The sequence below is a fragment of the Aeromonas sp. FDAARGOS 1414 genome, assembly GCF_019047065.1.
Lineage (GTDB): Bacteria > Pseudomonadota > Gammaproteobacteria > Enterobacterales > Aeromonadaceae > Aeromonas > Aeromonas veronii_A.
The window spans coordinates 3,663,516-3,688,880 of record NZ_CP077210.1 but is presented as its reverse complement, the minus strand read 5'-3'; the positions used below and the strand labels follow the sequence as shown (position 1 = coordinate 3,688,880).

Below are 25,365 nucleotides of genomic sequence, written 5' to 3'. Positions count from 1 at the left end.
CTGGCCTTTTATTATGTGGTAATTTGAGAAACAGCAAACTGATTATCGCTTGCTCTTATCCCCACTCGCGGTGTACGCGTCAACTTGGTGTCAATGACATCAATAATGAGAGTGCTGCCAACCTCAACCATTACCTTGGTAGACATGACAGAGAGTGCAATAATAGTAGAGTACTGCCCAGCGGTAACATTCACCTCTTCACATGGTATAAATTTAGGCTCACTTATTATCCTCCAACTACCATCATTAACCCATAATGTGATAACAGGCATATCTGCCGTGGATGCCTGAAGCATACAGGCATACATATGACTATCTTGCGGGCCTGAATAGCAAGCGACCAGAGAAGCATGTCCACTCCCAGCCCCCAACCACGAAAATTTAGCCTTTATACTAATCACATCATCTACAGCAGTTTTTGCCTGAGCAATGGCCAGAGAAAAACCATCAGCTGGCGCCATAAAACCAATCTTGGTCGAATCAAATGGTGTTATCATCAAATTCTCCCAATACAAATTTTCGGTATTGCAAATTGGAAGTCTAGCCGCCCTAAGTGTTACACAGCTGGGCGACTCAGTATAAATCGCCGGTGCAGAACCAAATAAAGAATAAGAACCATCAGGCAAACATCCAATAGAGACAAAATCACATTTTTGATTTTCCGAAAGCTGTGCTATCTCATAGAAACCAACCTTATGAAGACGTTTTCTAGTGTTCTTGCTATGTACCACAAAATGGCAATTATCGATATATAAAATATGACTTTGACAAGCCCTCAGAAGTAGATTTAGGATATGTCGCTCACCAATAAAATCCTGCATCAGCCAAGGTGATGCGATACCAATACTTGTTACATGACGATCTTTCAAATGCAATACAAAATCGTCAACATTGCGAACATAAATAACTTCCTGATCTTGCAACAGTAACGAGACACCATCATGTAGCACTGGACATGCAAAAACTATATTGCACTGCTGCCAACTCTTGATATTTTTAGAAATACCAACAAAAACATCTTCAAGCTCAGCCGCTGTAACTATCACATCGTGGACATTGGCTGATGACATCACCGGTAATGAACTGACTTTCTCGCGCAGAAGTTCTGTTATAGCCTGAAGTCTGGAGATATCATCACGCAGAGTTAGCTGCCCCTCTGACAGTTGCTGGTTACCTTGCTCAATCCCCTGACTCAGATTAACCAGCTGTTCTGAAAAAATGAGATCAGCATCGCACTTTCCTGAACGCCTCAGGAATGATTGGAGAAAACGCGTAAATCGACTCATGGTATCGTCATCCAATAATTATTATTCAGTACAGTTTTGCCTAACTGCTCTCTTCAGGTATACAGACAAGGGCATAGAAATGGGTGTTATCCCATCGGTTATACTCTTTTGGATAAATATCAACAACTTCCTTAATGCTGAAACCGGCTTGACGTATAAGATCTATCTCATGCTGTAGCCATCTATATTCAGAGTAGTAATCTGTTCCTAGCTCTTTGGAGTAACCATCAACAATGACATCTTCAGTACACCCCATCTGATGCTTGACTATCAAAGTACCAGCAGGTCGTATCCATGAGCGAGCCTTCTGATAAATCCGTTCCGCCTCTGTTCTATTGAAGAAATTCATCACACCAAAAATGGTAACAAGATCAAATTTCTCTGCCACATCAAATATATTGAGATCTTCATTAATAACTTTCAGGTTGTCCGTTCTTTTTATAAAATCGCTAAAGTTAGAATATTTTTCTACAGCGACTATTTTAGAGAAATCTTCTGTAAGGTGATTAACAAGCAGCCCAGTACCAGCACCAAGATCAAGCAGGGTTTTACTTTTATCTGAGAAACGTTTGACTAACTCAATATCAAAAATAGAAAAATCGGGGGCTTTATTTCTAGTCTCTATTGGTGATTTTATTTTGCTGGCTAGTTTTTCATAATAACTATTTATTTTATGATTACCACTACTCCACGAGTCCACAAAATCAACAGCTTTCTTATAGTCTTCATAAGTGTCAATATCTTGCGCTCGTATTATCTTCGCAGACATTGGCAATAATGGTTCTAAAAGATTGTAAAGATGGCCCGAGGTAAATCTTATATTTTCCCTGCGGATGGCAGCAGGTCCAGACCACTCGTAATCACCATCATCTCTGGAAAATGAAACAACTTGTTCTTGTTCATTAAGCTTCACAAAAACTGCGTCTTCGCTCACTTTTTGACTCACCCCAATAAATTCTTGCTCTGCTTCAATGCACTGAGCAATATCATCTGGGTGAACTAATAGATCCCCATCCCAAGCAATAATAATTTCATTAGCATGTTTACCACCAAGATAGAGACTAGCGCCAGTTTTAGAGTGAAAATAATCGTGATTGAAAACAAAAATAATATCTTTTCTGATCGAGCATACTTCATCAATAAGACTGCTAGCCTGAAAACCAACAACTATTCTAAGATCACTTACATGCCGGAATTGTTCTAGCTGTAGATGAATAAGTGGCACCCCTTGTAGCTTAATAAGCGACTTTGTTTGTCCCAGCCCAAGGCGCGAACCAACCCCCGCAGCACTAATTACCACTGACCTTCCATTTTGAGGTGATTTTATCTGTTGCAGTAACCTGAGCATAGCAACAGAATCATATACTGCATAATCTGCAACTTGCATGACCGTATTTGCCGGTTGGTGAATCAAGCCGCAAGCAATAGAAACATCAGCGATCCTCATGGCCTCAGCATCATTATTTCCATCACCGATGAAAACGACTTGCTCACCTTGCGCTTGATACTCTTTAACAATATCTTCTTTCTTTAGTATTTTGGTTAATCGAACCTTGCCATTGGCATCAACTTCCCCTTCTGATGAACGAATTACGCACTCTATTTTTTTGGCTAATTCTGCGATCCAGCCATTATAATTTCCAGTGGCAATAATACAGTCATCACGGTTACTATTGATAAAATCGAGCAGAGACTGGTTAAGGGGAATATCCGCTACGATGCGAGCAACTTGAGCCACATCTAGGTGACCAAGTATGTCAACCCGCTTGATGAAACTTTCCATGAATGGGATCTGACCATTAATAGTCTGGGCAGTTAACTCTTCTATTTGCGTAGTGACATTGAAACTTTTAGCTATGATAGGCAATGTTTCACAGCAGCTAAGAGTTCCGTCGAGATCGAAAATAAATTTCATCCTTTGCCTCGCTAGGTTGGCAATATCTAAACGTTTGTATTTATAAGATAATAAGCAAGTGAAGTCGAGACAATCTGGCGCAGGATCATACCCAGATCAGATGGACTTAGCCCACGATGGTAGACATATTCTGTTCTCACGACGAGACTTATTCGAAGACCTCTGGTGTGACGCGCATCCAAGGTGGCTCTAGCGTCGCACTCTGTAGTAGAACGCTTCAATGCAATCGAAGATTTCGGCGCGGGCCAGATCGTGGGTTTTGTTGATCCTTTTTATGATGCGATCTTTTTTTCAGCGAACTGAAGAACGATTCAGAGACAGCATGATCCCAACAGTTGCCACGTCGGCTCATATTGGGGGCCAAGTTATTGGCCCCAAAAAACACTGCCTATCGTTACTGCCATATTGGCAACCCTGATCCGACTACACGATAGCCAATCCACAAACCTAAAGGCGGCGCAGGCACCACATGAAGTAAGCGCCCCCTAACAGGGTGGAGACCAGCCCGACCGGCACCTCCTGCGGGAAGAGGATCTGCTGGCCGACCCAGTCAGCCGACACCATCAACAGGGCACCGGAAGCGGCGGCCCCAAGCAGGTGCCAGCGAGCCCGCACCAGACCCATCAGCTTGGCCATATGTGGCGCCAACAGACCGACGAAGGAGAGCGGCCCCACCACCAGGGTGGCACTGGCGGTGAGCACGGCCACCAGCAGCAGGATGGCAAACTGGGCACGGTTGAGGCGAATGCCGAGTGCGGTCGCTACAGCACTCCCCATCGGCAGCAGATCGAGCCAGCGGCTGACAAGCAGACAGGCGGCCAGCATCAACAGCGCCAGCCCCACTAGCCCATAGGCCACCGGCAGGGTGACGTAGTAGGTGGAGCCGGACATCCAGGAGAGCAGTTGCTGCACCCGCAGGTCACCATTGGCCAGCGCGATGGCCTGCAGCGGCTCAAACAGTGCCGTGATGGCAATACCTGAAAGCAGGATCCGCTCCGGCTGGAAGCCGTGCTTGCGATTAACCACCACCAGCAGCAACAGGCAGCCGAAGGCACCGAGCAGGCCACCGGACAGCATCAGCGGCAGGGGCAATGCAGGCAGCAACAACGCCGTCGCTATCACCCCCATAAAGGTGCCGCCGCTCACCCCCAGCAGCTCCGGGCTCGCCATCGGGTTGTGGCTGACCCGCTGCAACAGGGTGCCCGCCAGCGCCAGCAACACGCCAGCAGCTCCCGCCGCCAGAGTGCGCGGCAACCGCCACTCCAGTTGAGCCTGCCAGCGGAGCCAGCTTGGCCAGCTCCAGCCCGTCATTCCCTGCCCAAACAGCAGGGAGGCGACCATGGCCAGCAACAGCCCGACCAACAACAGGCCAATAAGGCGAGCCGGTGCCGGATGGCGGGCCACCAGCAGGCCGGCGTTTGCCTTTGGCGTACCCGACTTGATGCCAAGGCGCGGGATCAGCCAGAGCAGCAGCGGCGCGCCCAGCATGGCTGTCATGGCGCCAGTGGGGATCAAGAGTGGCCAGAAGCGGCTCAGACTCTGCAGCAGCAGATCGGTCGCCGCCAGCAGCAGGGCGCCGAGGATCGGTGTCCACAATAGCCGTTGGCCAAGCTGACGGATCCCGAGCAGCCGCACCATGGCGGGGGCGGCCAGCCCGATAAAGCCGATCAGCCCGACCACGCTCACCACGCAAGCGGTGACAAATACCGCCAGCCCGAGTCCTGCAAAACGCAGATGCTGCAGGGAGACCCCCAGACTACGGGCGCTGGCATCATCCAACTCCAGCACCGCAAGCGGGCGTATCAGCACAGCGGCCAGCGCAGCGGCTGCCAGCAGGCGGGGCAACAGGTAACTCACCCCGCTCCAGCTGTTCTGCACTAGCGAGCCACTGCCCCACACCAACAAACCTTTCAGCTCCTCCTGAAAGAACAGCAAGAGCCCCATGCTGATGGCCGCCAGATAGAGGTTGATCACCAGCCCGGCAAAGACGATAACCACCGGATTGAGCTGACGACGCCAGGCCAGGGCAAACACCAGCGCCATCGCGAGGCTGCCACCGGCCATGGCGATCCACTCCCGCCCCAGCAGCAACCAGGAGGGGGCAAACAGGGTCACCATCATCAGCGCCAGTTGGGCGCCGGAGGCCACCCCCAAGGTGGTCGGTGACGCGAGCGGATTGCGCAGCACCTGCTGCATCAGGGTGCCTGCCAGCCCGAGTGCAGCTCCAGCCAGCAGGGTGACAGCCAAGCGGGGCAGCCAGCTGAAATGCACCACCGCTTGGCTGACGTCATCCAGATTGGGGGCGAACAGGCTCTGCCACCAGAGCGCACCGGGCAGCTGGCGAGCCAGCTCCCAATACGCGAGCAAGAGGGTCAACCCCAGCAGGATCGAAACCGGCCGCAGCAGCGGCGATGTGAGCAGTCGCTTCATCGGCTCGCCTCCATACGTTCGGCATCTTGCAGCAATGCATCGCAGAGCAGACCGGCGAAACGGCGGGCGGCCAATACGCCACCAAAACTCCAGACCGCAGGCAGATGCAGCACGGGGGCTTGGCGTACCAGCGGCAGATGCTGCCACAGCCCAGGCTCCTGCAGCCGTTCACTCACCCCGACCGGAATGGGATCGACCACCACCAGCCGCGCGGTTGGCAAGGTCATGAACTGCTCGATGCTGACCACCGAGAAACCCCAGTCATTGGTCTGCTCCTGCCAGCCATTACGCAGCCCGAGGCGCGTCATCACCGCATCGAACAGGCTGTGGCGACCAAACACCCGCACATGGCGCTCATCGATAAACTGCACCACCAGCAGGGGTGGCAAATCCGCAGGCAATCTGGCCTGCATACTGGCGAGATCCCGATCCAGCCCGGCCAGCAGCCGTTCGCCCTCGGCGGTTTTGCCCACTATACGGGCGAGGGTCAGGGTCACCTCGTGCAGCCGCTGCCATAGATCGGTTTGCCCATCATAGAGGGCGATGGTGCTCACCGGTGCAATGCGGGAAAGAGTTGGCGCCAGCGGAGCTGCCAGCGGCGAGATGAGGATGCGATCGGGTTTGAGCTCCGCCAGCAGCTCGCGGTTGGGCTGGGTGCGCAGGCCGATATCTACCACCCCGGCGGGTAACCGTGGCTCGCCGACCCATGCCTGATAGGGGCCTGCATCCCCCACCGCCAGCGGCGTCACCCCGAGCGCCAGCAAGGTTTCGGCAATGGTCCAGTCGACAGTAGCGATACGGGGTAGCGGTGCAGAGGCGATCGGGGATGTGTCGGCCTGTGCCGCTAGTGGCAGCAGCAGCAGGCTGATAAGGCAGGGTGCCATCTTCTTCAATAAACGGTTCAAGAGAGCCCCCCGGTCAAACGATGGCGATGGGATGAGCATGAGCCGGGTGGCGAATGACCTCCATCGGAATGCCATAGATGGCGTGTAGGGTCTCGCTGGTCATGAGCCCCTCCGGTTCACCGTGGGTAAGCAGGCGGCCGGAGTGGAGCGCCACCAGCCGATCACAGAAGCGGGAGGCCATATTGATGTCGTGAATGACAATGATGACCCCGAGGTTTAGCTGACGGCTCAACTGCTTGACGAGCGTCAGCACCTCCACCTGGTGGGCCACATCCAGCGCGGCCAGCGGCTCGTCCAGCAGGATGAAGCGGCTCTCCTGGGCCAGCAGCATCGCCAGCCAGACCCTACCCCGCTCGCCGCCGGAGAGGGTATCAACCAGCCGATCGGCAAAGCGTTCGGTATGGGTAAGGGCGATGGCCCGATCGACCTGACGGTGATCCTCCACCCCCATCCGGCCCAGCAGGCCGCGCCAGGGATAGCGGCCCATCTCCACCAGCTCCCGCCCGAGCAGATTCTCGGCGCTCGGCAGATGCTGGGGCAGATAGGCCACCTGACGGGCAAACTCCCGGTTACCCCAGTCGGGTAGCGGCTTGCCATCAAACAGGATCTCGCCGTCGCTGAGGGGTTGCTGGCGTGCCAGCAGCTTGAGCAGGGTCGATTTACCCGAACCATTGTGGCCGATGAGGCCATAGACCTGTCCCTGCTCGAAACACAGGTCGGTGGGGTGCAGCAGCGTGCGGTCATTGACCGTGAAGCTGGCTGATTTCATCTCGAACATAAGCAATTCCTGTGCTGGCTTGCCGCCAGTCTCATCGGTGCCGGTATCAAGCCGGCACCTCGCAATCCAGATGGGCGATCGCATCGCGGCTCACTGCGGCACGGCGCGCCCCGGTCAGCTCAGTGAGTTTTCCCTGCCGCATCTCCAGCAGGCGATCGGCCAGCGGGAAATAGTGATCATCGTGACTGATGGCAATCACCGTCTTGCCCATCTCCTTGAGGCGCGGCAACAGCACCTGATAGAAGATGCGGCGGAACTGGGGATCCTGATCCGCGGCCCACTCATCAAACAGCATCACCTCGCGCTGCTCGGCCAGCGCCAGCAGCAGGGCGACCCGCTTGCGCTGCCCTTGGGAGAGATCGATATCGGCGATAAATCCATCCTCGATGGTGAGCTTGCTGCCCATCTGCAACCGCTCCAGCCACTCGGCCACCAGCTCATCCTTGGGTTCCGGCCCCAGCAGGTGCTGGAACAGGTGATAGTCGGTGAAGATGGCGGAGAAGAGCGCCAGATAGCCGTTGCGATCGGTGATCGGCTCACCATCCAGCAGGATCCGGCCCGATACCGGCTGGTAAAGGCCGGTCAGCAGCATGGCCAGCGTCGACTTGCCGGAGCCATTGCCGCCAATGATGAAGATCTGCTCCCCCTTTTCGATGACCAGATCGATGGGGCCAACGGCAAAACCGCCCTCCCCCTGATAGTGAAAGCTCACCTGCTCCAGCTCGATACGCTGCCAGGGGCGGATGGCGGGCGGCAGCGGGAAGTCCGCATCCGGCTCGGCCAGATTGAGGGCGGCGATCTTGTCGAACGCCACCTGAGCGGCAAGCAGGGTCGGCAGGGCGCCAATCCCCTGCAACAGCGGGGTGCGCAGGAACAGCAGGGTCAGCGCAAAGGTGGCGGCCACATTGGTGTTGGCCCAGCCAAGGCCGTTGGCCAGAAAGAAGACCAGACCGATGGCCCCCAGCATCATGATATTCGACCAGTTCACCGCGCTCAGGTGATAGGTGTCGGAGCGGATGATCTGCTGGCGGTAGTCACGGGCATTTTGTTCATAGAGCTGGTGGTAAACGAAGTGAGCCCGCTCGCGGTTGAGCGCCAGCTCCTTGCTGCCGGCGATGATGGCCTGATAGTTCTGATAGAGCCGATCTTCGGCCTGACGCATGTGGGAGAGATGGCGATAAACACGGTTCACCAGCAACCAGCCCACCACCATGGTAATCGTGACCCAGAGCGCGGTCACCCCGAGTAATGCAGGAGAGAGCCAGCCAAGGTAAAGGGCAGAACCCAGCGTGAGCACCAGCCCCTGCACCAGCTCCGGCAGGCGCACGAAGGCGATGGTGATTTGGCCGATATCGCTGGAGAGGGAGGCCAGCAGCGGCCCCTGACCAATCTGGCGGATGCGGGCGACATCGGTATCCAGCAGTTGCTTGAGCAGACGGCCGCGCAACCGGTAGACAAAATGGTGACCGAGAGTGGTCAGGGCCAGCTGAGATCCGAGTGTGATTACCAGCAGCAACACAATCAGGCCGACCAGCTGACCGAGGATCGGCAGCGGATCACCTATAGATTCGATAAGAGACTGATTGATAAAAGCAATGACGCCAATCCCGCTGACTGCACTGAGCAGACTGAGCAGGGTAATGGCGATAAAGGGCCAACGATATTGACGATAAACCAGAGACAAGAGTTCCATAACGGACCGGTATTCCAGAGAGATCAGAACAACTGCGGGTGAAAAGAAGGGCGGGAATCCGGTTCCCGCCCGACTTCGATTACCAGCGGTAGTTGATGCTGCCCACTACGCTGCGCGGCTCGCCGTAGTAGCAGTAGTAGTCACAACTGGCCACGTAGGTTTCACCCAGCAGGTTGTTGACGTTGAGCTGGGCACGCCAGTTCTTGGCAAAGTCATACCCGATCATCGCATCCCAGACGGTATGGGCCGGCACCTCGGCAGAGCCGTAGATGGGGGTGTAGTCCGCATTCACGGCGCCAATACCCACGCTGGAACCGATATAACGTACACCGGTACCCAGCTCCAGACCCGAAGCCACCCCTTGCTGCACCTTGTAGTTACCCCAGAAGGAGGCCTGGTGGCGCGGGATCAGGCTGGCACGGCGATCGCCACTGCCGGTGTCGTTGGTTTTGGCATCTGTGTAGGTATAAGCAGCGGTCAGACGCAGCGCACCTGTCACCTGCAAGCTCCCTTCCAGCTCAATCCCCTGAGAGGTCACTTCACCCGCCTGGGTCTGCTGGCCGGAACCGGTAGAGACCAGCGAGTTGGTCTGGGCCAGATCGAACAGCGCCATATTGATGTAACCGTCGAGGAAGGCAGGCGCATACTTCACGCCGGTCTCGTAGAGCTTGCCCTTGAGCGGCTTGTAGGAACTCTTGGTGTTGGGATCGATCCCCGGCAGCACCTCGAACGACTCGGCATAGGCAAAGTAGGGAGAGAGGCCGTTGTCGGCCAGATACATCAGGCTGCCCGAGAGGGATAGCTCGTGATCGTACTGGCGCTCGTCCTTGCTGGTATTGGTATTGTGGGTCTCCACATAGTCAAAACGGCCACCGGCAGTCAGCAACCAGCGATCGTCCCAGCGGATCTGGTGCTGGGCATAGAGACCGCTCTGGCCCTTGCTGCTCTTCTGGTGAGTGGCGGTCGACTCATCAAAACCAGGGAAGCCGCTGTAATCCGGGTTCATGGTATTGATGGTGCCCATACCGTAGTTGTCGGCCTCGACCCCTTCATTGACATGACGCTGCAGATCAACCCCCAGCAACAAGGTCTGCTCGGTGCTGTCGGTGTTCCAGTAGCCCACCATCTGGTTGTCCATGGTGGCACTCTTGGTATTGCCATCGCGGTAAACCAGGCCACGACTGGCGGTTGTGCCTTCATAGGTCGGGAAGATATAGGTCTGGCGCAGCAGCAGATCGTTGTAGTTGAAGCGGACGTTCTGCTTGAACTCCCAGGTCTGGTTGAGCTGGTGGGCCAACTCATAACCGGTGGAGATCTGGGTATTGCGGTTGCGATCGTAATCCGGCTGGCTCAGGTTGGTGGAGGGATCAATCTGGCCACCTGACGAATTCAGAGTGCCATAGACAGGGAAGAAGCCGTTGGTCGGGACCCCTTCGTCATGCAGGAAACTGGCCAGCAGGGTCAGGCTGGTACGATCCGAAAGATCGAAGGTGACGCTGGGCGCCAGATAAACCCGATCGTTGTAAGTACCGGTAAGCACACCATCACGCTCTTTATAAAGAGCAACCATGCGGTAGCGGCTGTCGTCGGAGAGCGCGTCAGAGACGTCCACCCCGACCTGACGATGATCCCGGCTGCCAAGCTGCAGATCCACCTGCCCTTGCGACGTGGCGGTCGGCCGCTTGCTGATGGCATTGATCACCCCGCCCGGAGGCGCCTCACCGTAAAGGATCGAGGCTGGCCCTTTCAGCACTTCCACACTCTCCAGACCGAACGGTTCCGGCGTCCAGACGTAGTAGCCGGTGCCAAACAACCGGTTGCCATCCAGATAAGAGGCGGCATCGAAGCCACGCACCTTGAACCAGTCGGTGTTGTTGTCGGAACCATAGAGACCGGTCAATACGCCGGAACGGTAGCGAATCGCTTCATCCAGCTGCAACACGGCGTGCTGATCCAGCTCCTCACGATTAACCACGGAGACGGCGCGAGGGGTCTCGGCCATCGGCACTTCCACCTTCATGGCCGTACCAGTCACCACCATGGTTTCGCTGGCTTTGGGCAGCTCAGCGGTGGTTTGTTCGGCCATCAGCGGCAGGGAGACGAGCAAACCGGAGAGCGAAAGCACGCCGAAGGCGCCCTTCTTGCCGGGTCCTGTAGTGTATTTTTGCGCAATCATATTAAAGTCTCGTTTATCAATGATTTATGTTGTTTTAATTGTTATTTGTGGTCGTTTGTCACGACATCACCCTGTTCCATGGGCGAATAAAGCAGCGCAATCCTACTACAGGAGCCGTGATCGAATCGATTCAATAATTGCTAATCATTTGCATCTACATTGTTATCTGACTGCATCGTTGGCAGGATTCCGCGGGAGATGGGAGCCATCAGGAGAGCTATGAGCGGAGAAGAAAATGGAGAGGAATATAAAGAAGCAGAAAAAAGATCGGCAGGATGGATCCGGTGGCATTATCTGACTGGATCCATTACCCCCAAGCTTTATCCATATTTATCCACACCCTTTGGCGGTAGAATCCGGCTTTCCGTTTCTTTGTCTGAAATCAGGATCCATTCCATGGCCAAACTCAATCTCGTCGTCGGCTCCATGCTGGGCGCCGCCGAATATGTCGCAGACCACGTCGCCAACCTGCTGGAACAGGCTGGCCACCAGACCCGGATCCACAACCCGGCCAAGCTGGCAGAGGTGCTGGATGATGCGGGATCCATCCTGCTGGTGGTCACTTCCACCCATGGTGCCGGGGATGTGCCCGACAACCTGCAACCCTTCGCCAAGGATCTTGCCGAGCAGCATCCGGATCTTAATTCATTGAAATATGGCGTGATCGCCCTTGGTGACAGCAGTTATGACACCTTTTGCCAGGGTGGCAAGACGCTGGATCGGCTGCTGGCCGAGTGCGGTGCCAGCCGGATCGGCGAGCGGCTCGACATCGATGTGACCCAACACGAGATCCCCGAAGATGCCGCAGAAGTGTGGATCCGCGACTGGATGACGATGATCGCCTGATCAGCGTACGGGAGATCCTGAAAAAAAGCTTGATCTCCCCCACTTATCCCCAGATCGACTATCCACCATGTTATTAACAGATTGATCCGGGGGAGTTGTTCTACAAGGTTACCCACAACGCCCAGGGGTAATGTGCATAACTACGGTGTAAAGCTCTGCAAAACCTATAGTTATCCATGTATTAGATCCAGACCGACAGACCTCTGTGTATAAAAGTCCTGGTTATCCCCTCGTTCACCGGGCCAGGATCCAAGCTTTTCCACAAGCTAGGATCGTCCTTAAATTAATGATCTTTATGATCAAAAAGTGCTTATCAACAGAAAGGGCGGATCCTAATAAGAGATCCAGTAAAAGATCGATCTAAAGATCCTTAAGATCTAATTAGTGGATCCTCCCTTCATACTGAACGTTAAGTAGACGTTCCCCTCAGGACGCGAAACAGATAGAATGTTCCGCCCTTTAGCCCAGGCAAATAAAGATCTTCAGGCGTGCAGATCAAGGTGATCCCAATGCAATACCATGAACAATTTGATGTGATCGTCGTCGGTGGCGGTCATGCCGGAACCGAAGCAGCAACAGCGGCAGCCCGTATGGGCATGAACACCCTGTTGCTGACCCACAATATCGATACGCTGGGACACATGTCCTGTAATCCGGCGATCGGCGGGATCGGCAAGGGACACCTGGTCAGGGAAGTTGACGCACTCGGCGGGATCATGGCGCGTGCCATCGATCTTGGCGGGATCCAGTTCCGCACCCTCAACTCCTCCAAGGGACCGGCAGTGCGAGCCACTCGTGCCCAGGCGGATCGCCTGCTCTACAAGGCCGTCGTTCGCCAGATGCTGGAGAACTACCCGAACCTGAAGATCTTCCAGCAGGCCTGTGACGATCTGATCATGGACGGGGATCGTGTTGCCGGTGTGGTCACCCAGAGCGGGATCCGCATCAGCGGCAAGACTGTGGTGCTGACGGTCGGTACCTTCCTGAACGGGTTGATCCACATAGGGATGGAAAACTACAAGGGCGGCCGTGCCGGGGATCCTCCGTCGATCGCCCTCGCCCAGCGCCTGCGTGAACTGCCACTGCGCATCGATCGTCTCAAGACTGGCACCCCGCCGCGCATCGATGCCCGCAGCGTCGATTTCTCCGTCATGCAGGAACAGCACGGCGACGATCCTCGTCCTGTCTTCTCGTTTATCGGCGATGCCAGCCAGCATCCCCGTCAGGTGCCCTGCTACGTCACCCACACCAACGAGCGTACCCACGAAGTGATCCGCAATAACCTGGATCGCAGCCCCATGTACGCCGGGGTGATCGAGGGGATCGGCCCGCGCTACTGCCCATCGATCGAAGACAAGATCACCCGTTTCGCCGACAAGACGGCGCACCAGATCTTCGTCGAGCCGGAAGGCCTGACCACCCACGAACTCTATCCGAACGGGATATCCACCAGCCTGCCGTTTGACGTGCAGGTGCAGATCGTCCGTTCCGTGCGCGGCTTCGAGAACGCCCACATCACTCGCCCCGGCTATGCCATCGAATATGATTTCTTCGATCCGCGGGATCTTAAGGCCAACATGGAGAGCAAGTGCATTCCAAACCTGTTCTTCGCTGGCCAGATCAACGGGACGACCGGTTACGAAGAGGCGGCGGCACAAGGCCTGATGGCCGGTCTGAACGCGGCCTTGCGTGCCCAGGACAAGGATCCCTGGAACCCGCGTCGGGATCAGGCCTACATGGGTGTGATGATGGATGATCTCTCCACCCTGGGGACCCGCGAGCCTTACCGCATGTTCACCAGCCGCGCCGAATATCGCCTGCTGCTGCGGGAAGACAACGCCGATATCCGCCTGACTGCCATCGGTCGCGAACTGGGTCTGGTGGATGACGAGCGCTGGAGCAAATTCAACGCCAAGATGGAACAGGTCGAGCTGGAGCGTCAGCGCATGCGTTCAACCTGGATCCACCCGCAACATCCGTCACTGGAGGCAGTCAACGCTCTGGTCAATACCCCGCTGACCCGCGAGCAGAGTCTGGAAGAGCTGTTGCGTCGCCCAGAGGTGACCTATGATGCGCTGATGGCCATCGAAGGGGTTGGCCCCTCCGTGACCGATCCTGCCGCGGCCGAACAGGTTGAGATCCAGATCAAGTACGCCGGTTACATCGAGCGTCAGCACGATGAAGTGGAAAAGCAGCTGCGCAACGAGAACACCTTGCTGCCGCTGGATCTGGACTATCGCGAGGTGAACGGCCTCTCCAACGAGGTGAAAGCCAAGCTGAACGATGCCAAGCCGCAGACCATTGGTCAGGCTTCCCGCATCTCCGGCATCACCCCGGCGGCCATCTCCATCCTGCTGGTTCACCTGAAAAAACACGGCCTGCTGCGTAAAACCGCCTGAGGAATCCCATGTTGGAAAGATTGAACGGCCTGCTCAAGCAGGCCGAAATTGTTATCACCGATACCCAAAAGAGCCAACTGGTGCAGTTGGTCGAGTTGCTGCACAAGTGGAACAAGGCTTACAATCTCACCTCGGTGCGAGATCCGGACGCCATGCTGGTCAAGCATATCCTCGATAGCCTGGTGGTAAGCCCCCACTTGCACGGTGAGCGCTTCATCGACGTGGGGACCGGTCCCGGCCTGCCGGGATTGCCGCTGGCGATCATCAATCCGGACAAGCAGTTCGTTCTGCTAGACAGTCTGGGCAAACGGATCAACTTCATCCGCCAGGTCATTCTGGAGCTGGGGTTGACCAATGTGACGCCGATCAAATCCCGGGTGGAAGAGTATCAACCCGAAGTCGGGTTTGATGGTGTACTCAGCAGAGCGTTCGCTTCGCTAGAGGACATGCTGAGCTGGTGTCACCACCTGCCGTCAGAACAGGGCAGCTTCCTCGCGCTCAAGGGACAATATCCCGCAGAGGAGCTGGCCCAGTTGCCTGCCAATATCCGTCTGGTAGCCTGTCATGAGCTGCGGGTGCCGGAGCTGGAAGGCGAACGTCATCTGCTGGAATTCAAACATATCCAGCCCGAATAGGGTCGCAGTTTCATTTAGGGGATAGTGTGGGAAAAGTCATTGCCATAGCCAACCAGAAGGGTGGAGTGGGTAAAACCACCACCTGTGTGAACCTGGCCGCCTCCATGGCCGCCACCCGGCGCAAGGTGCTGGTGATCGATCTGGATCCGCAGGGCAATGCCACCATGGGCAGCGGCGTCGACAAGTACGAAGTCGAGCGCACCGCCTATGAGCTGCTGATCGAAGATGCTCCCATCAGCGAGGTGATCATACCCGAAACTTCCGGTGGTTATCACCTGATCGCCGCCAACGCCGACGTGACCGCAGCCGAAATCCGCCTGATGGAGTTTTTCGCCCGCGAGATCCGTCTGCGCAATGCGCTGGCCTCGGTGCGAGACAAATACGACTACGTCTTCATCGACTGCCCACCTTCCCTCAACATGCTGACCGTGAATGCCATGGCCGCCGCCGACTCCGTGCTGGTGCCCATGCAGTGCGAATACTATGCGCTGGAAGGGCTCACCGCCCTGGTCGACACCATCAGCAAGCTGGCCGCCGTGGTCAATCCCGATCTCAAGATCGAAGGTGTGCTGCGTACCATGTACGATCACCGCAACCGGCTGGCCAATGATGTGTCCGATCAGCTAAAACAGCACTTTGGCGACAAGGTCTACCGCACCATCATTCCCCGCAACGTTAGACTGGCTGAGGCCCCGAGTTTCGGTGCCCCGGCCATGCACTATGACAAATCATCGGTGGGCGCCAAGGCCTACCTGGCACTGGCTGGCGAGATCCTGCGCCGCCAGGAGCAGGAACGTCAGGCGACCATCGCAGACCGAGAGAGCATATGACTCCGAAAAAACGTGGACTGGGCAAGGGGCTGGATGCCCTGCTCAGTACCAGCACGGCTGCCCGCCAGAAACAGGTGATGAGCGATCAACGTACTGAAGAGGCCATGGCCCCCACCAATCAGGGCGAGCTGCGCAAGCTGCCGGTGGAGTGGTTACAGTCCGGCAAGTACCAGCCCCGCAAGGATATGTCCCAGGATGCACTGGAAGAGCTTGCCAACTCCATCCGCGCCCAGGGGGTGATCCAGCCCATCGTGGTACGCCCTCTCGGCGAACAATCCTTCGAAATCATCGCCGGTGAACGGCGCTGGCGCGCGTCCCAGCTGGCGCGGCTCGAGGTGGTGCCCTGCATCGTCAAGGATGTACCCGACGAGGCTGCCGTTGCCATCGCGCTGATTGAGAACATCCAGCGGGAAGACCTCAATGCCATCGAAGAGGCGGTCGCTTTACAAAGACTACTGACCGAATTCGAACTCACCCACCAGCAGGTGGCCGAGGCGGTGGGCAAGTCCCGCACCACGGTGACCAACCTGCTGCGTCTCAACCAGCTCAACGACGACGTGAAGCGTTTCGTCGAGCATGGCGACCTCGACATGGGTCATGCCCGAGCCCTGCTGGCCCTGAGCGGTCAGGCTCAGTCCGAACTGGCCAAGCTGGTTGCCCAGAAAGGGCTGACTGTACGCGATACCGAGAAGCTGGTGCAAAAAGCGCTTGAACCGGCAAAAGCCAGGGTCGAACCGGCTCGAGATCCGCAGATCGGCTATCTGGAGCGCCAGTTGGCAGAAAAAATAGGCAATCAGGTGCAACTTCAGCCTGGCAAGCGGGATAGCGGAAAGTTAGTAATAAGTTACGAGAATTTATCCGATTTGGACCGTATATTGGGCTATTTTGGCGTGTCAGAATCGTGATTCTTACGCTTTTTGTAGTAATAAAACATCCATTCCTTTTGATATGGCCATAACCTTGATTTGCCGCGGAAAGCCGCAAAAATTAAGGATTTTTGTCATATTGCAATAGCGGCCCTCAAGGGTATAATTTGACCGGCTTTAAGAGCTGTTAACATGGGGTCTTCGGATCCCGATTTTTTACAGTTCTGTAATGTTCAGGGGTAGGTTGGTGAAGCAGAAAATAGCCTTGGAAGGTTTTACGCTAGCCTGGGTTATGCTCGTTTGTCAGCTCATCCTGATCCTGGCGATGAGTGCTGTCTGGTTTTATCAGATTAGTGCCAGCGCCGGTTATTCCGCCCTTTACGGAGGGGGGATGTACTGGGTTCCTCAAGCCTTGTTTACTGTCTGGGTGCTGCGCCGCAAGGTGACAACCGAGAGTGTGGGCCTGGTTTTGCGGGACTTTTATGGTGGGGCTGGGATTAAGCTCGTTTCGACAGCAGGTCTGTTTGCTCTGTTGTTTGGTGCGAAAGTCGAGGTCGTTACCGTCTCGTTTTTTGCCACTTATATCCTCGCCCTCGTTGTACAGTGGATAGTCTCATTCACGCTTAACAACCACTATTAGGAAAACTCATGTCTGCAACCGGAGAAGTCCTGACTCCTCAGGGATATATCTCCCACCACCTGACCCACCTTCAAGTCGGGTCCGGGTTCTGGACGGTGAATATCGACTCAATGGTATTCTCCGTCGTGCTAGGCGCCCTGTTTATCCTGCTGTTCCGCAAAGTAGCCGTTAACGCTACCAGCGGGGTGCCGGGTAAGCTGCAGTGCTTTGTGGAGATGCTGGTCGAGTTTGTGAATGGTAACGTCAAAGACATCTTTCATGGTCGCAACAAGGTCATCGCACCTTTGGGGTTGACTGTGTTTGTCTGGATCTTCCTGATGAACCTGATGGATCTGATCCCCGTTGACTTTATCCCTCACGCTGCACAATTGATGGGTATTCCCTATCTGCGTGTGGTTCCCTCTGCTGACGTTAACATCACCATGTCCATGGCTTTGGGCGTGTTCTTCTTGATCCTGTATTACAGCATCAAGGTCAAGGGTATCGGCGGGTTTGTGAAGGAGCTGACGCTTCAGCCTTTCAACCACCCGGCGGCCATCCCGGTTAACCTCATCCTGGAAACTGTTACGCTGGTATCCAAACCGGTCTCTCTGGGTCTTCGACTGTTCGGCAACATGTATGCTGGCGAACTGATCTTTATCCTGATTGCGGGTTTGCTACCCTGGTGGTCACAGTGGATCCTGTCCGTGCCTTGGGCAATTTTCCACATCCTGATCATCACTTTGCAGGCATTCATCTTCATGGTTCTGACCATCGTCTATCTGTCGATGGCACAGGAAGACCATGGTTGATGCGACTCAAATAATCCTTTTTATACAATCAATTACATCTAAATAAATGGAGATCCTCATGGAAAACTTGAACATGGACCTGCTGTACATCGCTGCTGCAATGATGATGGGTCTGGCTGCTATCGGCGCTTCCATCGGTATCGGTATTCTGGGTGGCAAGTTCCTGGAAGGTGCTGCTCGTCAACCTGATCTGATCCCTGTTCTGCGTACCCAGTTCTTCATCGTAATGGGTCTGGTGGATGCGATCCCGATGATCGCCGTTGGTCTGGGTCTGTATGTGATGTTTGCGGTTGCTGGCTAAGTCGTTACGACATCTCCAGGCATAACCCATTAACTAACTAAAGAGGACATCGGCTGTGAATATCAACGCCACCCTCCTCGGCCAAGCAATTGCTTTTTTCTTCTTCGTTGTGTTTTGCATGAAGTATGTATGGCCGCCGCTGATGGCTGCCATCGAAGCCCGTCAGAAAGCTATTGCTGACGGTCTCTCTTCTGCCGAACGAGCCAAGAAAGATCTGGATTTGGCCAAGGCCAACGCCGTCGATCAGCTGAAAGAAGCCAAGCTGCAGGCTGCTGAAATCATTGAACAGGCCAACAAACGCAAGGCCCAGATCATTGATGAGGCAACTGTCGGTGCTCAGGCTGAGCGGGAAAAAATCCTGGCTCAAGGCCGTGCCGAGATTGAAGCTGAACGTCATCGTGCCAAAGAGGAACTGCGCAAGCAGGTTGCTGCTCTTGCCATTGCGGGTGCAGAGAAGATCCTGGCGCGCCAAATCGACCAGGCTGCCAACAGCGACATCGTCGACAAACTGGTAGCTGAACTGTAACGGGAACGGGGCTATGTCTGAACTGACTACAATCGCTCGCCCCTACGCCAAGGCTGCTTTCGAGTTTGCCGTTGAGCACAAGGCGGTTGATCAGTGGCTGGGGATGCTCAGCTTCGCTGCGGAAGTAGTGAAGAACGAGACCATCCACTCCCTGGTTAACGGCTCTGTGGCTGCCGACGAGCTGGCAAAACTGTTTGTCAGCATCTGCGGGGAGCAACTCGACGAGCATGGCCAGAACCTGATCCGGGTAATGGCAGAGAATGGTCGCTTGGGTGTGCTGCCGGCGGTCGTTGCCGAATTTGTGGTGTTCAAGTCTGAACTGGACAAAGAAGTTCAGGCTGACGTGATTTCGGCGATTGCACTGACCGACCAGCAGAAAGCCAATATTCAGGCTTCTCTGGAACAACGTCTCGCGCGCAAAGTGAAGCTGAATTGCAGCATCGACGCGTCCTTGATGGCCGGGGTGCTCATCAAGGCCGGTGATCTGGTTATCGACGGAACTGTCCGCGGCAAGCTGGATCGCATGGCTGACGCGCTGCAATCTTGATTGGGGTATTAGAGCATGCAACTGAATTCCACTGAAATCGCCGAGCTGATCAAGCAGCGCATTGCGCAGTTTGATGTAAAGAGCGAAGCGCGTAACGAAGGTACCATCGTCTCCGTGAGCGACGGTATCATTCGTATTCACGGCCTGGCCGATGCCATGCAGGGTGAGATGATCGAGCTGCCGGGCAACCGCTACGCTCTGGCATTGAACCTGGAGCGTGACTCCGTTGGTGCCGTAGTGATGGGTCCCTATGCCGATCTGGCCGAAGGGATGAAAGTAAAAGGTACTGGCCGCATTCTGGAAGTGCCGGTCGGTCGTGGTCTGCTGGGCCGGGTGGTCAACACCCTGGGTCAGCCTATCGACGGTAAAGGTCCGGTCGAGCACGATGGCTTCTCTCCGGTAGAAGTGATTGCCCCGGGCGTTATCGAGCGTAAGTCTGTTGACCAGCCTGTCCAGACCGGTCTGAAAGCCATCGACTCCATGATCCCTATCGGTCGTGGCCAGCGTGAGCTGATCATCGGTGACCGCCAGGTAGGTAAAACTGCCATTGCGATCGACACCATCATCAACCAGAAAGACTCCGGCATTAAGTGTGTCTACGTTGCGATTGGCCAGAAGGCCTCCACCATCGCCAACGTGGTGCGCAAGCTGGAAGAGCACGGTGCTCTGGCCAACACCATAGTAGTGGTTGCCTCTGCTTCCGAAGCGGCTGCCCTGCAATACCTGGCTCCGTATTCAGGTTGCTCCATGGGTGAGTACTTCCGTGACCGCGGTGAAGATGCCCTGATCATTTATGATGACCTGTCCAAGCAGGCCGTTGCATATCGTCAGATCTCCCTGCTGCTGCGCCGTCCGCCAGGACGTGAAGCATTCCCGGGCGACGTATTCTATCTGCACTCCCGTCTGCTGGAGCGTGCAGCTCGCGTCAACGACGAGTACGTAGAGAAGTTCACCAAGGGTGAAGTGAAGGGCAAAACCGGTTCTCTGACCGCGCTGCCGATCATCGAAACCCAGGCGGGCGACGTATCCGCGTTCGTTCCGACCAACGTGATCTCCATCACCGATGGTCAGATCTTCCTGACTTCCCAGTCTTTCAACGCCGGTATTCGTCCTGCGGTTGATCCGGGTATCTCCGTATCCCGTGTGGGTGGTGCCGCCCAGACCAAGATCGTCAAGAAGCTGTCCGGTGGTATCCGTACCGCGCTGGCCCAGTATCGCGAACTTGCTGCCTTTGCCCAGTTCTCTTCCGACCTGGACGATGCAACTCGCAAGCAGCTGGACCACGGTCAGAAAGTGACCGAGCTGATGAAACAGAAGCAGTACTCTCCGATGAGCGTGGCTCACCAGTCTCTGGTGCTGTTCGCCGCGGAAAAAGGCTATCTCTCTGATGTCGAGTTGAGCAAGATCCTCGACTTCGAAGCCGCTCTGCTCTCTTTCGCCGATACCCAGCATGCTGAGCTGATGGCTGAAATCAATGCCAAGGCTGACTACAACGACGCGATCGTTGGCAAGCTGACTGCGTTGCTGGATGACTTCAAGGCAACCCAGACCTGGTAAGCGAGTGTGGCAGCGCAAGCTGCCACCTGATGGAGAGAAGAGATGGCCGGCGCAAAAGAGATACGTAACAAGATCGGGAGTGTTAAAAACACTCAAAAGATCACCAGCGCTATGGAAATGGTGGCAGCAAGCAAGATGCGCCGTGCGCAGGATCGCATGTCTGCCAGCCGTCCGTACGCTGAAACCATGCGCAAGGTGATCGGCCATATCGCTCAGGGGAACCTGGAATACAAGCACCCCTACCTCATCGAACGTGAGGTCAAGCGAGTGGGTTACATCGTCGTCTCCACCGACCGTGGCCTGTGTGGTGGTCTGAACATCAACCTGTTCAAGGCTGCCCTCAATGATATGAAGCAATGGAGCGCGAAAGGTGCCAAGGTTGACCTGGCTCTGATCGGCAACAAAGCCTCCAACTTCTTTGAACGGCACGGCGCCAAGGTGAAAGCTCATGTCGCAGGACTGGGCGATAACCCGAGCGTCAATGACCTGATTGGTTCAGTCAAGGTCATGCTGAAGGCTTACGACAACGGTGAGATTGACAAGCTGTATCTGGTGTACAACAAGTTCGTCAACACCATGGTGCAGCAACCACGGGTCGATCAACTGCTGCCTTTGCCCGTAACTGAAGACAGCAAGCTCGCCAAGAAACACCACTGGGATTACCTCTATGAGCCGGATCCCAAGAAGCTGCTGGATACCCTGCTGGTTCGCTATGTCGAATCTCAGGTCTACCAGGGTGTAGTGGAAAACTTGGCCAGTGAACAGGCAGCCCGAATGGTTGCCATGCAAGCCGCGACTGACAACGCCGGTAACCTGATTAACGATCTGCAACTGGTATACAACAAGGCCCGTCAGGCCAGTATTACCCAGGAGCTGACAGAGATCGTATCCGGTGCTGCTGCGGTGTAAGGCAAGGGTTATCAAAGGTTTAGAGGATTTGACATGAGTAACGGTTTCATCGTCCAAATCATCGGCGCTGTAGTGGACATCGAGTTCCCGCAGAATGCCGTGCCCCAGGTGTACGATGCACTGAAGGTCGTTAGCGAAGGTCAAGGCCAGGGTCTGGTGCTGGAAGTTCAGCAACAGATCGGTGGCGGCGTCGTTCGTTGCATCACCATGGGTTCCTCCGACGGTCTGCGTCGTGGGTTGGAAGTAATGAATAGCGGTAAATCCATCCAGGTTCCGGTCGGTACTGCGACACTGGGTCGGATCATGAACGTACTGGGCGAGCCAATCGACGAGAAAGGCCCGATCGGTGAAGAAGAGAGCTGGTCAATCCACCGTGAAGCCCCCAGCTACGAAGATCAGTCCAACAGCACCGAGCTGCTGGAGACCGGCATCAAGGTTATCGACCTGGTATGTCCGTTCGCCAAGGGTGGTAAGGTTGGTCTGTTCGGTGGTGCCGGTGTAGGCAAAACCGTAAACATGATGGAGCTGATCCGTAACATCGCGATCGAACACAGTGGTTACTCCGTGTTCGCCGGTGTAGGTGAGCGTACCCGTGAGGGTAACGACTTCTACCACGAGATGATGGAGTCCAACGTACTGGACAAAGTATCTCTGGTTTACGGTCAGATGAACGAGCCGCCCGGAAACCGTCTGCGTGTAGCGCTGACCGGCCTGACCATGGCCGAGAAGTTCCGTGACGAAGGTCGTGACGTGCTGTTCTTCGTGGACAACATCTACCGTTACACCCTGGCCGGTACAGAAGTATCCGCACTGCTGGGCCGTATGCCTTCCGCAGTAGGTTACCAGCCGACCCTGGCCGAGGAGATGGGTGTTCTGCAAGAACGTATCACCTCCACCAAGACCGGTTCCATCACCTCCGTACAGGCAGTTTACGTTCCTGCGGATGACTTGACTGACCCGTCTCCAGCGACCACCTTCGCCCACCTGGATGCGACCGTCGTACTGTCCCGTCAAATCGCGGCACTGGGTATCTACCCGGCCGTTGACCCGCTGGACTCTACCTCTCGTCAGCTGGATCCGCTGGTGGTTGGCAAAGAGCACTACGAGACCGCTCGTGGCGTTCAGACCGTACTGCAGCGCTACAAAGAGCTGAAGGACATCATCGCCATCCTGGGTATGGATGAACTGTCAGAAGAAGACAAACTGACCGTAGCCCGTGCCCGTAAGATCGAGCGTTTCCTGTCCCAGCCGTTCTTCGTAGCAGAAGTGTTTACCGGTTCTCCGGGTAAATACGTGCCGCTGAAAGAGACCATCCGTGGTTTCCAGGGCATCCTGAAAGGCGAGTATGACGATCTGCCCGAGCAGGCGTTCTACATGGTTGGCGGTATCGACGAAGTCGTCGAGAAATCCAAGAAACTGTAAGCCTCGACAGGAGGGCCCATGGCAGAGATGATCTCCTTTCACCTGGACGTGGTGAGCGCCGAAGGAAAACTGTTTTCCGGTCGCGTGCAATCCGCTCAGGTATCAGGCTCCGAAGGTGAGTTGGGTCTCCGCCACGGTCATGCTCCGTTGCTGACTGCCATCAAGCCGGGCTTGGTCCGCTTGGTGAAGCAGAACGGAACTGAAGAGGTGCTGTACATCTCCGGCGGTATGCTGGAAGTACAACCTGAATCCGTGACCGTGCTGGCGGACACCGCGATTCGTGCTGACGACTTGGATGAGGCGAAAGCCCAGGAAGCCAAGCGCGCAGCCGAAGAGCGGATCCACAGCTCCCATGGTGATATCGACTACGCCCAGGCCGCCACCGAGCTGGCCAAGGCGATGGCTCAACTGCGAGTCATCGATATCGTCAAAAAGAATTACCGTTAATAACGGTGATGTAAAAAGCGACCTTCGGGTCGCTTTTTTTTTACCCGTTGGATAGACTCCGCCGAGTATTTCTCATGTTCCAAAGGCCAATTTATGTCCCTCAACGTCGTGATTCTGGCTGCGGGTAAAGGTACCCGTATGCGTTCCATTCTGCCCAAGGTACTGCACCCGGTAGCCAACAAACCCATGGTTTCCCATGTGATCGATACCGCTCGTCAGGTCGGTGCCGAGCAGCTGCATCTGGTCTATGGCCACGGTGCCGAGCTGCTGAAAGAGCGGATCGTGGCGGCCGATGTGAACTGGGTGCTGCAAGCTCAGCAGCTGGGAACTGGTCATGCCGTCGCCCAGGCTATCCCGTTCTGGAAGGATGAAGACGATGTGCTGGTGCTCTACGGCGATACCCCGCTGATCCAGCCCGAGACCCTGCAGCGCTTGCTCGCCGCCAAGGCTGAAAACGGGATGGCACTGCTGACCGTGGTGCTGGACAACCCCACCGGCTATGGCCGTATCGTCCGTGAAAATGGTCAGGTAGTCGGTATCGTCGAGCAGAAGGATGCCAATGCCGAACAGCTGGCCATTCGTGAGGTGAACACCGGCGTGCTGGTGGCCAATGGGGGCCAGTTGCGTCAATGGTTGTCTCGTCTCGACAACAAGAATGCTCAGGGCGAGTTCTATCTGACGGATGTGATCGCGATGGCTCACGGCGATAATTGCCCGATTGCTGCCGTTCATCCGGAGCGCGCCGCCGAGGTGGAAGGGGCCAACAATCGGGTGCAATTGGCTCAGCTTGAACGTAGCTATCAGCAGATGCAGGCCGAGAAACTTATGATTGCAGGTGCAACCATGATCGACCCCGCACGCTTTGATTTGCGTGGGGTTTTGGAAATTGGTGAAGAGGTTGTTATTGATGCAAACGTCATCATTGAGGGCAAGGTGACTCTCGGCAATCACGTTCGTATCGGAGCCGGTTGCGTACTGAAAGATTGTGTCATTGGCGATCACTCCGAGGTGAAACCCTACTCGGTTATCGAGGGTGCACAGGTGGCAGATCAGTGCTCAGTGGGTCCGTTTACCCGCTTGCGTCCGGGGGCGGTTCTGGAGCAGGATGCGCACGTTGGCAACTTCGTCGAGATGAAGAAGGCCCGTCTTGGGGTTGGTTCCAAGTGCGGTCATCTGACCTATCTGGGTGATGCCGAGATCGGTGCCGGGGTAAATATCGGAGCCGGTACCATCACCTGCAACTACGACGGGGTCAACAAATTCCAGACCATCATCGAGGACGATGTGTTCGTCGGTTCTGATACCCAACTGGTAGCGCCTGTTCGCATCGGCAAGGGGGCCACCCTGGGTGCCGGCTCTACTATTACCAAGGACGTGGGTGAACATGAACTCGTGATAACCCGGGTACCCCAGCGTCACATCAAAAACTGGGCTCGTCCGGTCAAGAAAACTGATAAGTGATATCA

Annotated in this window: 22 protein-coding genes and 1 pseudogene; 15 read left to right on the top strand and 8 right to left on the bottom strand. The window is 55.5% G+C overall.

The features are described from left to right. Nucleotides 1–11 precede the first annotated feature (11 nt). The 8 genes and pseudogenes from I6L44_RS16685 to I6L44_RS16650 form a co-directional block, all read right to left on the bottom strand. Complete coding sequence (locus tag I6L44_RS16685; protein ID WP_216952505.1) at nucleotides 12–1,286, bottom strand: hypothetical protein; 1,275 nt, start codon at nucleotides 1,284–1,286, stop codon at nucleotides 12–14. Nucleotides 1,287–1,326: 40 nt separating this feature from the next. Beyond that, nucleotides 1,327–3,201: an HAD-IB family phosphatase gene (locus tag I6L44_RS16680; RefSeq protein ID WP_216952504.1), complete on the bottom strand. Its 1,875-nt coding sequence runs from the start codon at nucleotides 3,199–3,201 to the stop codon at nucleotides 1,327–1,329. A gap of 189 nt (nucleotides 3,202–3,390) precedes the next feature. Next, nucleotides 3,391–3,633 (bottom strand): annotated as a pseudogene (locus I6L44_RS16675) (IS3 family transposase); the annotation flags it as partial. A 15-nt stretch (nucleotides 3,634–3,648) separates the two neighbouring features. Continuing rightward, nucleotides 3,649–5,631: a Fe(3+)-hydroxamate ABC transporter permease FhuB gene (fhuB, locus tag I6L44_RS16670; protein ID WP_216952503.1), complete on the bottom strand. Its 1,983-nt coding sequence runs from the start codon at nucleotides 5,629–5,631 to the stop codon at nucleotides 3,649–3,651. Beyond that, nucleotides 5,628–6,515 carry an ABC transporter substrate-binding protein gene (locus I6L44_RS16665; RefSeq protein WP_216954475.1) on the bottom strand — a complete coding sequence of 296 codons (888 nt, stop codon included), beginning with the start codon at nucleotides 6,513–6,515 and terminating at the stop codon, nucleotides 5,628–5,630. The genes fhuB and I6L44_RS16665 overlap by 4 nt, the downstream gene beginning before the upstream one ends. A gap of 34 nt (nucleotides 6,516–6,549) precedes the next feature. Beyond that, on the bottom strand, nucleotides 6,550–7,314 hold the full coding sequence (locus tag I6L44_RS16660; RefSeq protein WP_216952502.1) for an ATP-binding cassette domain-containing protein: 765 nt from the start codon (nucleotides 7,312–7,314) through the stop codon (nucleotides 6,550–6,552). 46 nt (nucleotides 7,315–7,360) lie between these two features. Next, complete coding sequence (locus tag I6L44_RS16655) at nucleotides 7,361–9,007, bottom strand: multidrug ABC transporter permease/ATP-binding protein (RefSeq protein WP_216952500.1); 1,647 nt, start codon at nucleotides 9,005–9,007, stop codon at nucleotides 7,361–7,363. 79 nt (nucleotides 9,008–9,086) lie between these two features. Continuing rightward, the gene (locus tag I6L44_RS16650; protein ID WP_216952498.1) at nucleotides 9,087–11,183 is read right to left on the bottom strand and encodes a TonB-dependent siderophore receptor; all 2,097 of its coding nucleotides are present in this window, start codon (nucleotides 11,181–11,183) and stop codon (nucleotides 9,087–9,089) included. 396 nt (nucleotides 11,184–11,579) lie between these two features. Here I6L44_RS16650 and mioC point away from each other — a divergent pair, with 396 nt between their 5' ends. The 15 genes from mioC (at nucleotide 11,580) to glmU (ending at nucleotide 25,360) form a co-directional block, all read left to right on the top strand. After that, complete coding sequence (gene mioC, locus I6L44_RS16645) at nucleotides 11,580–12,029, top strand: FMN-binding protein MioC (RefSeq protein ID WP_033138545.1); 450 nt, start codon at nucleotides 11,580–11,582, stop codon at nucleotides 12,027–12,029. Between the two features lie 509 nt (nucleotides 12,030–12,538). Continuing rightward, nucleotides 12,539–14,428 carry a tRNA uridine-5-carboxymethylaminomethyl(34) synthesis enzyme MnmG gene (gene mnmG / locus I6L44_RS16640; protein ID WP_058056584.1) on the top strand — a complete coding sequence of 630 codons (1,890 nt, stop codon included), beginning with the start codon at nucleotides 12,539–12,541 and terminating at the stop codon, nucleotides 14,426–14,428. An 8-nt stretch (nucleotides 14,429–14,436) separates the two neighbouring features. Beyond that, on the top strand, nucleotides 14,437–15,063 hold the full coding sequence (gene rsmG / locus I6L44_RS16635) for a 16S rRNA (guanine(527)-N(7))-methyltransferase RsmG (RefSeq protein ID WP_216952496.1): 627 nt from the start codon (nucleotides 14,437–14,439) through the stop codon (nucleotides 15,061–15,063). A gap of 26 nt (nucleotides 15,064–15,089) precedes the next feature. Continuing rightward, the gene (locus tag I6L44_RS16630; RefSeq protein ID WP_216952494.1) at nucleotides 15,090–15,893 is read left to right on the top strand and encodes a ParA family protein; all 804 of its coding nucleotides are present in this window, start codon (nucleotides 15,090–15,092) and stop codon (nucleotides 15,891–15,893) included. Continuing rightward, nucleotides 15,890–16,798: a ParB/RepB/Spo0J family partition protein gene (locus tag I6L44_RS16625; protein ID WP_005342343.1), complete on the top strand. Its 909-nt coding sequence runs from the start codon at nucleotides 15,890–15,892 to the stop codon at nucleotides 16,796–16,798. The genes I6L44_RS16630 and I6L44_RS16625 overlap by 4 nt, the downstream gene beginning before the upstream one ends. 190 nt (nucleotides 16,799–16,988) lie before the next feature. Beyond that, nucleotides 16,989–17,399 carry an ATP synthase subunit I gene (locus I6L44_RS16620; protein ID WP_216952492.1) on the top strand — a complete coding sequence of 137 codons (411 nt, stop codon included), beginning with the start codon at nucleotides 16,989–16,991 and terminating at the stop codon, nucleotides 17,397–17,399. Between the two features lie 8 nt (nucleotides 17,400–17,407). Beyond that, a complete protein-coding gene (atpB, locus tag I6L44_RS16615; RefSeq protein ID WP_216952488.1) occupies nucleotides 17,408–18,190 on the top strand; it encodes a F0F1 ATP synthase subunit A in 783 nt (260 codons plus the stop codon). A gap of 58 nt (nucleotides 18,191–18,248) precedes the next feature. Further along, nucleotides 18,249–18,491 carry a F0F1 ATP synthase subunit C gene (atpE, locus tag I6L44_RS16610; protein WP_005307205.1) on the top strand — a complete coding sequence of 81 codons (243 nt, stop codon included), beginning with the start codon at nucleotides 18,249–18,251 and terminating at the stop codon, nucleotides 18,489–18,491. 55 nt (nucleotides 18,492–18,546) lie between these two features. Next, entirely contained in the window at nucleotides 18,547–19,017 is a 471-nt protein-coding gene (atpF, locus tag I6L44_RS16605; protein WP_204480536.1) for a F0F1 ATP synthase subunit B, read from the top strand. Between the two features lie 13 nt (nucleotides 19,018–19,030). Further along, on the top strand, nucleotides 19,031–19,564 hold the full coding sequence (gene atpH, locus I6L44_RS16600; RefSeq protein WP_204480539.1) for a F0F1 ATP synthase subunit delta: 534 nt from the start codon (nucleotides 19,031–19,033) through the stop codon (nucleotides 19,562–19,564). Nucleotides 19,565–19,579: 15 nt separating this feature from the next. Further along, nucleotides 19,580–21,121 carry a F0F1 ATP synthase subunit alpha gene (gene atpA / locus I6L44_RS16595; protein WP_216952485.1) on the top strand — a complete coding sequence of 514 codons (1,542 nt, stop codon included), beginning with the start codon at nucleotides 19,580–19,582 and terminating at the stop codon, nucleotides 21,119–21,121. A gap of 42 nt (nucleotides 21,122–21,163) precedes the next feature. Beyond that, nucleotides 21,164–22,030 carry a F0F1 ATP synthase subunit gamma gene (gene atpG / locus I6L44_RS16590; RefSeq protein WP_041210471.1) on the top strand — a complete coding sequence of 289 codons (867 nt, stop codon included), beginning with the start codon at nucleotides 21,164–21,166 and terminating at the stop codon, nucleotides 22,028–22,030. A 33-nt stretch (nucleotides 22,031–22,063) separates the two neighbouring features. Next, nucleotides 22,064–23,452, top strand: coding sequence for a F0F1 ATP synthase subunit beta (gene atpD, locus I6L44_RS16585; RefSeq protein WP_026455856.1), 1,389 nt, complete (start codon nucleotides 22,064–22,066; stop codon nucleotides 23,450–23,452). Nucleotides 23,453–23,470: 18 nt separating this feature from the next. After that, nucleotides 23,471–23,899, top strand: coding sequence for a F0F1 ATP synthase subunit epsilon (locus tag I6L44_RS16580; RefSeq protein ID WP_005339345.1), 429 nt, complete (start codon nucleotides 23,471–23,473; stop codon nucleotides 23,897–23,899). 93 nt (nucleotides 23,900–23,992) lie between these two features. Continuing rightward, nucleotides 23,993–25,360: a bifunctional UDP-N-acetylglucosamine diphosphorylase/glucosamine-1-phosphate N-acetyltransferase GlmU gene (glmU, locus tag I6L44_RS16575; RefSeq protein WP_216952484.1), complete on the top strand. Its 1,368-nt coding sequence runs from the start codon at nucleotides 23,993–23,995 to the stop codon at nucleotides 25,358–25,360. The last annotated feature ends 5 nt before the right edge of the window (nucleotides 25,361–25,365 follow it).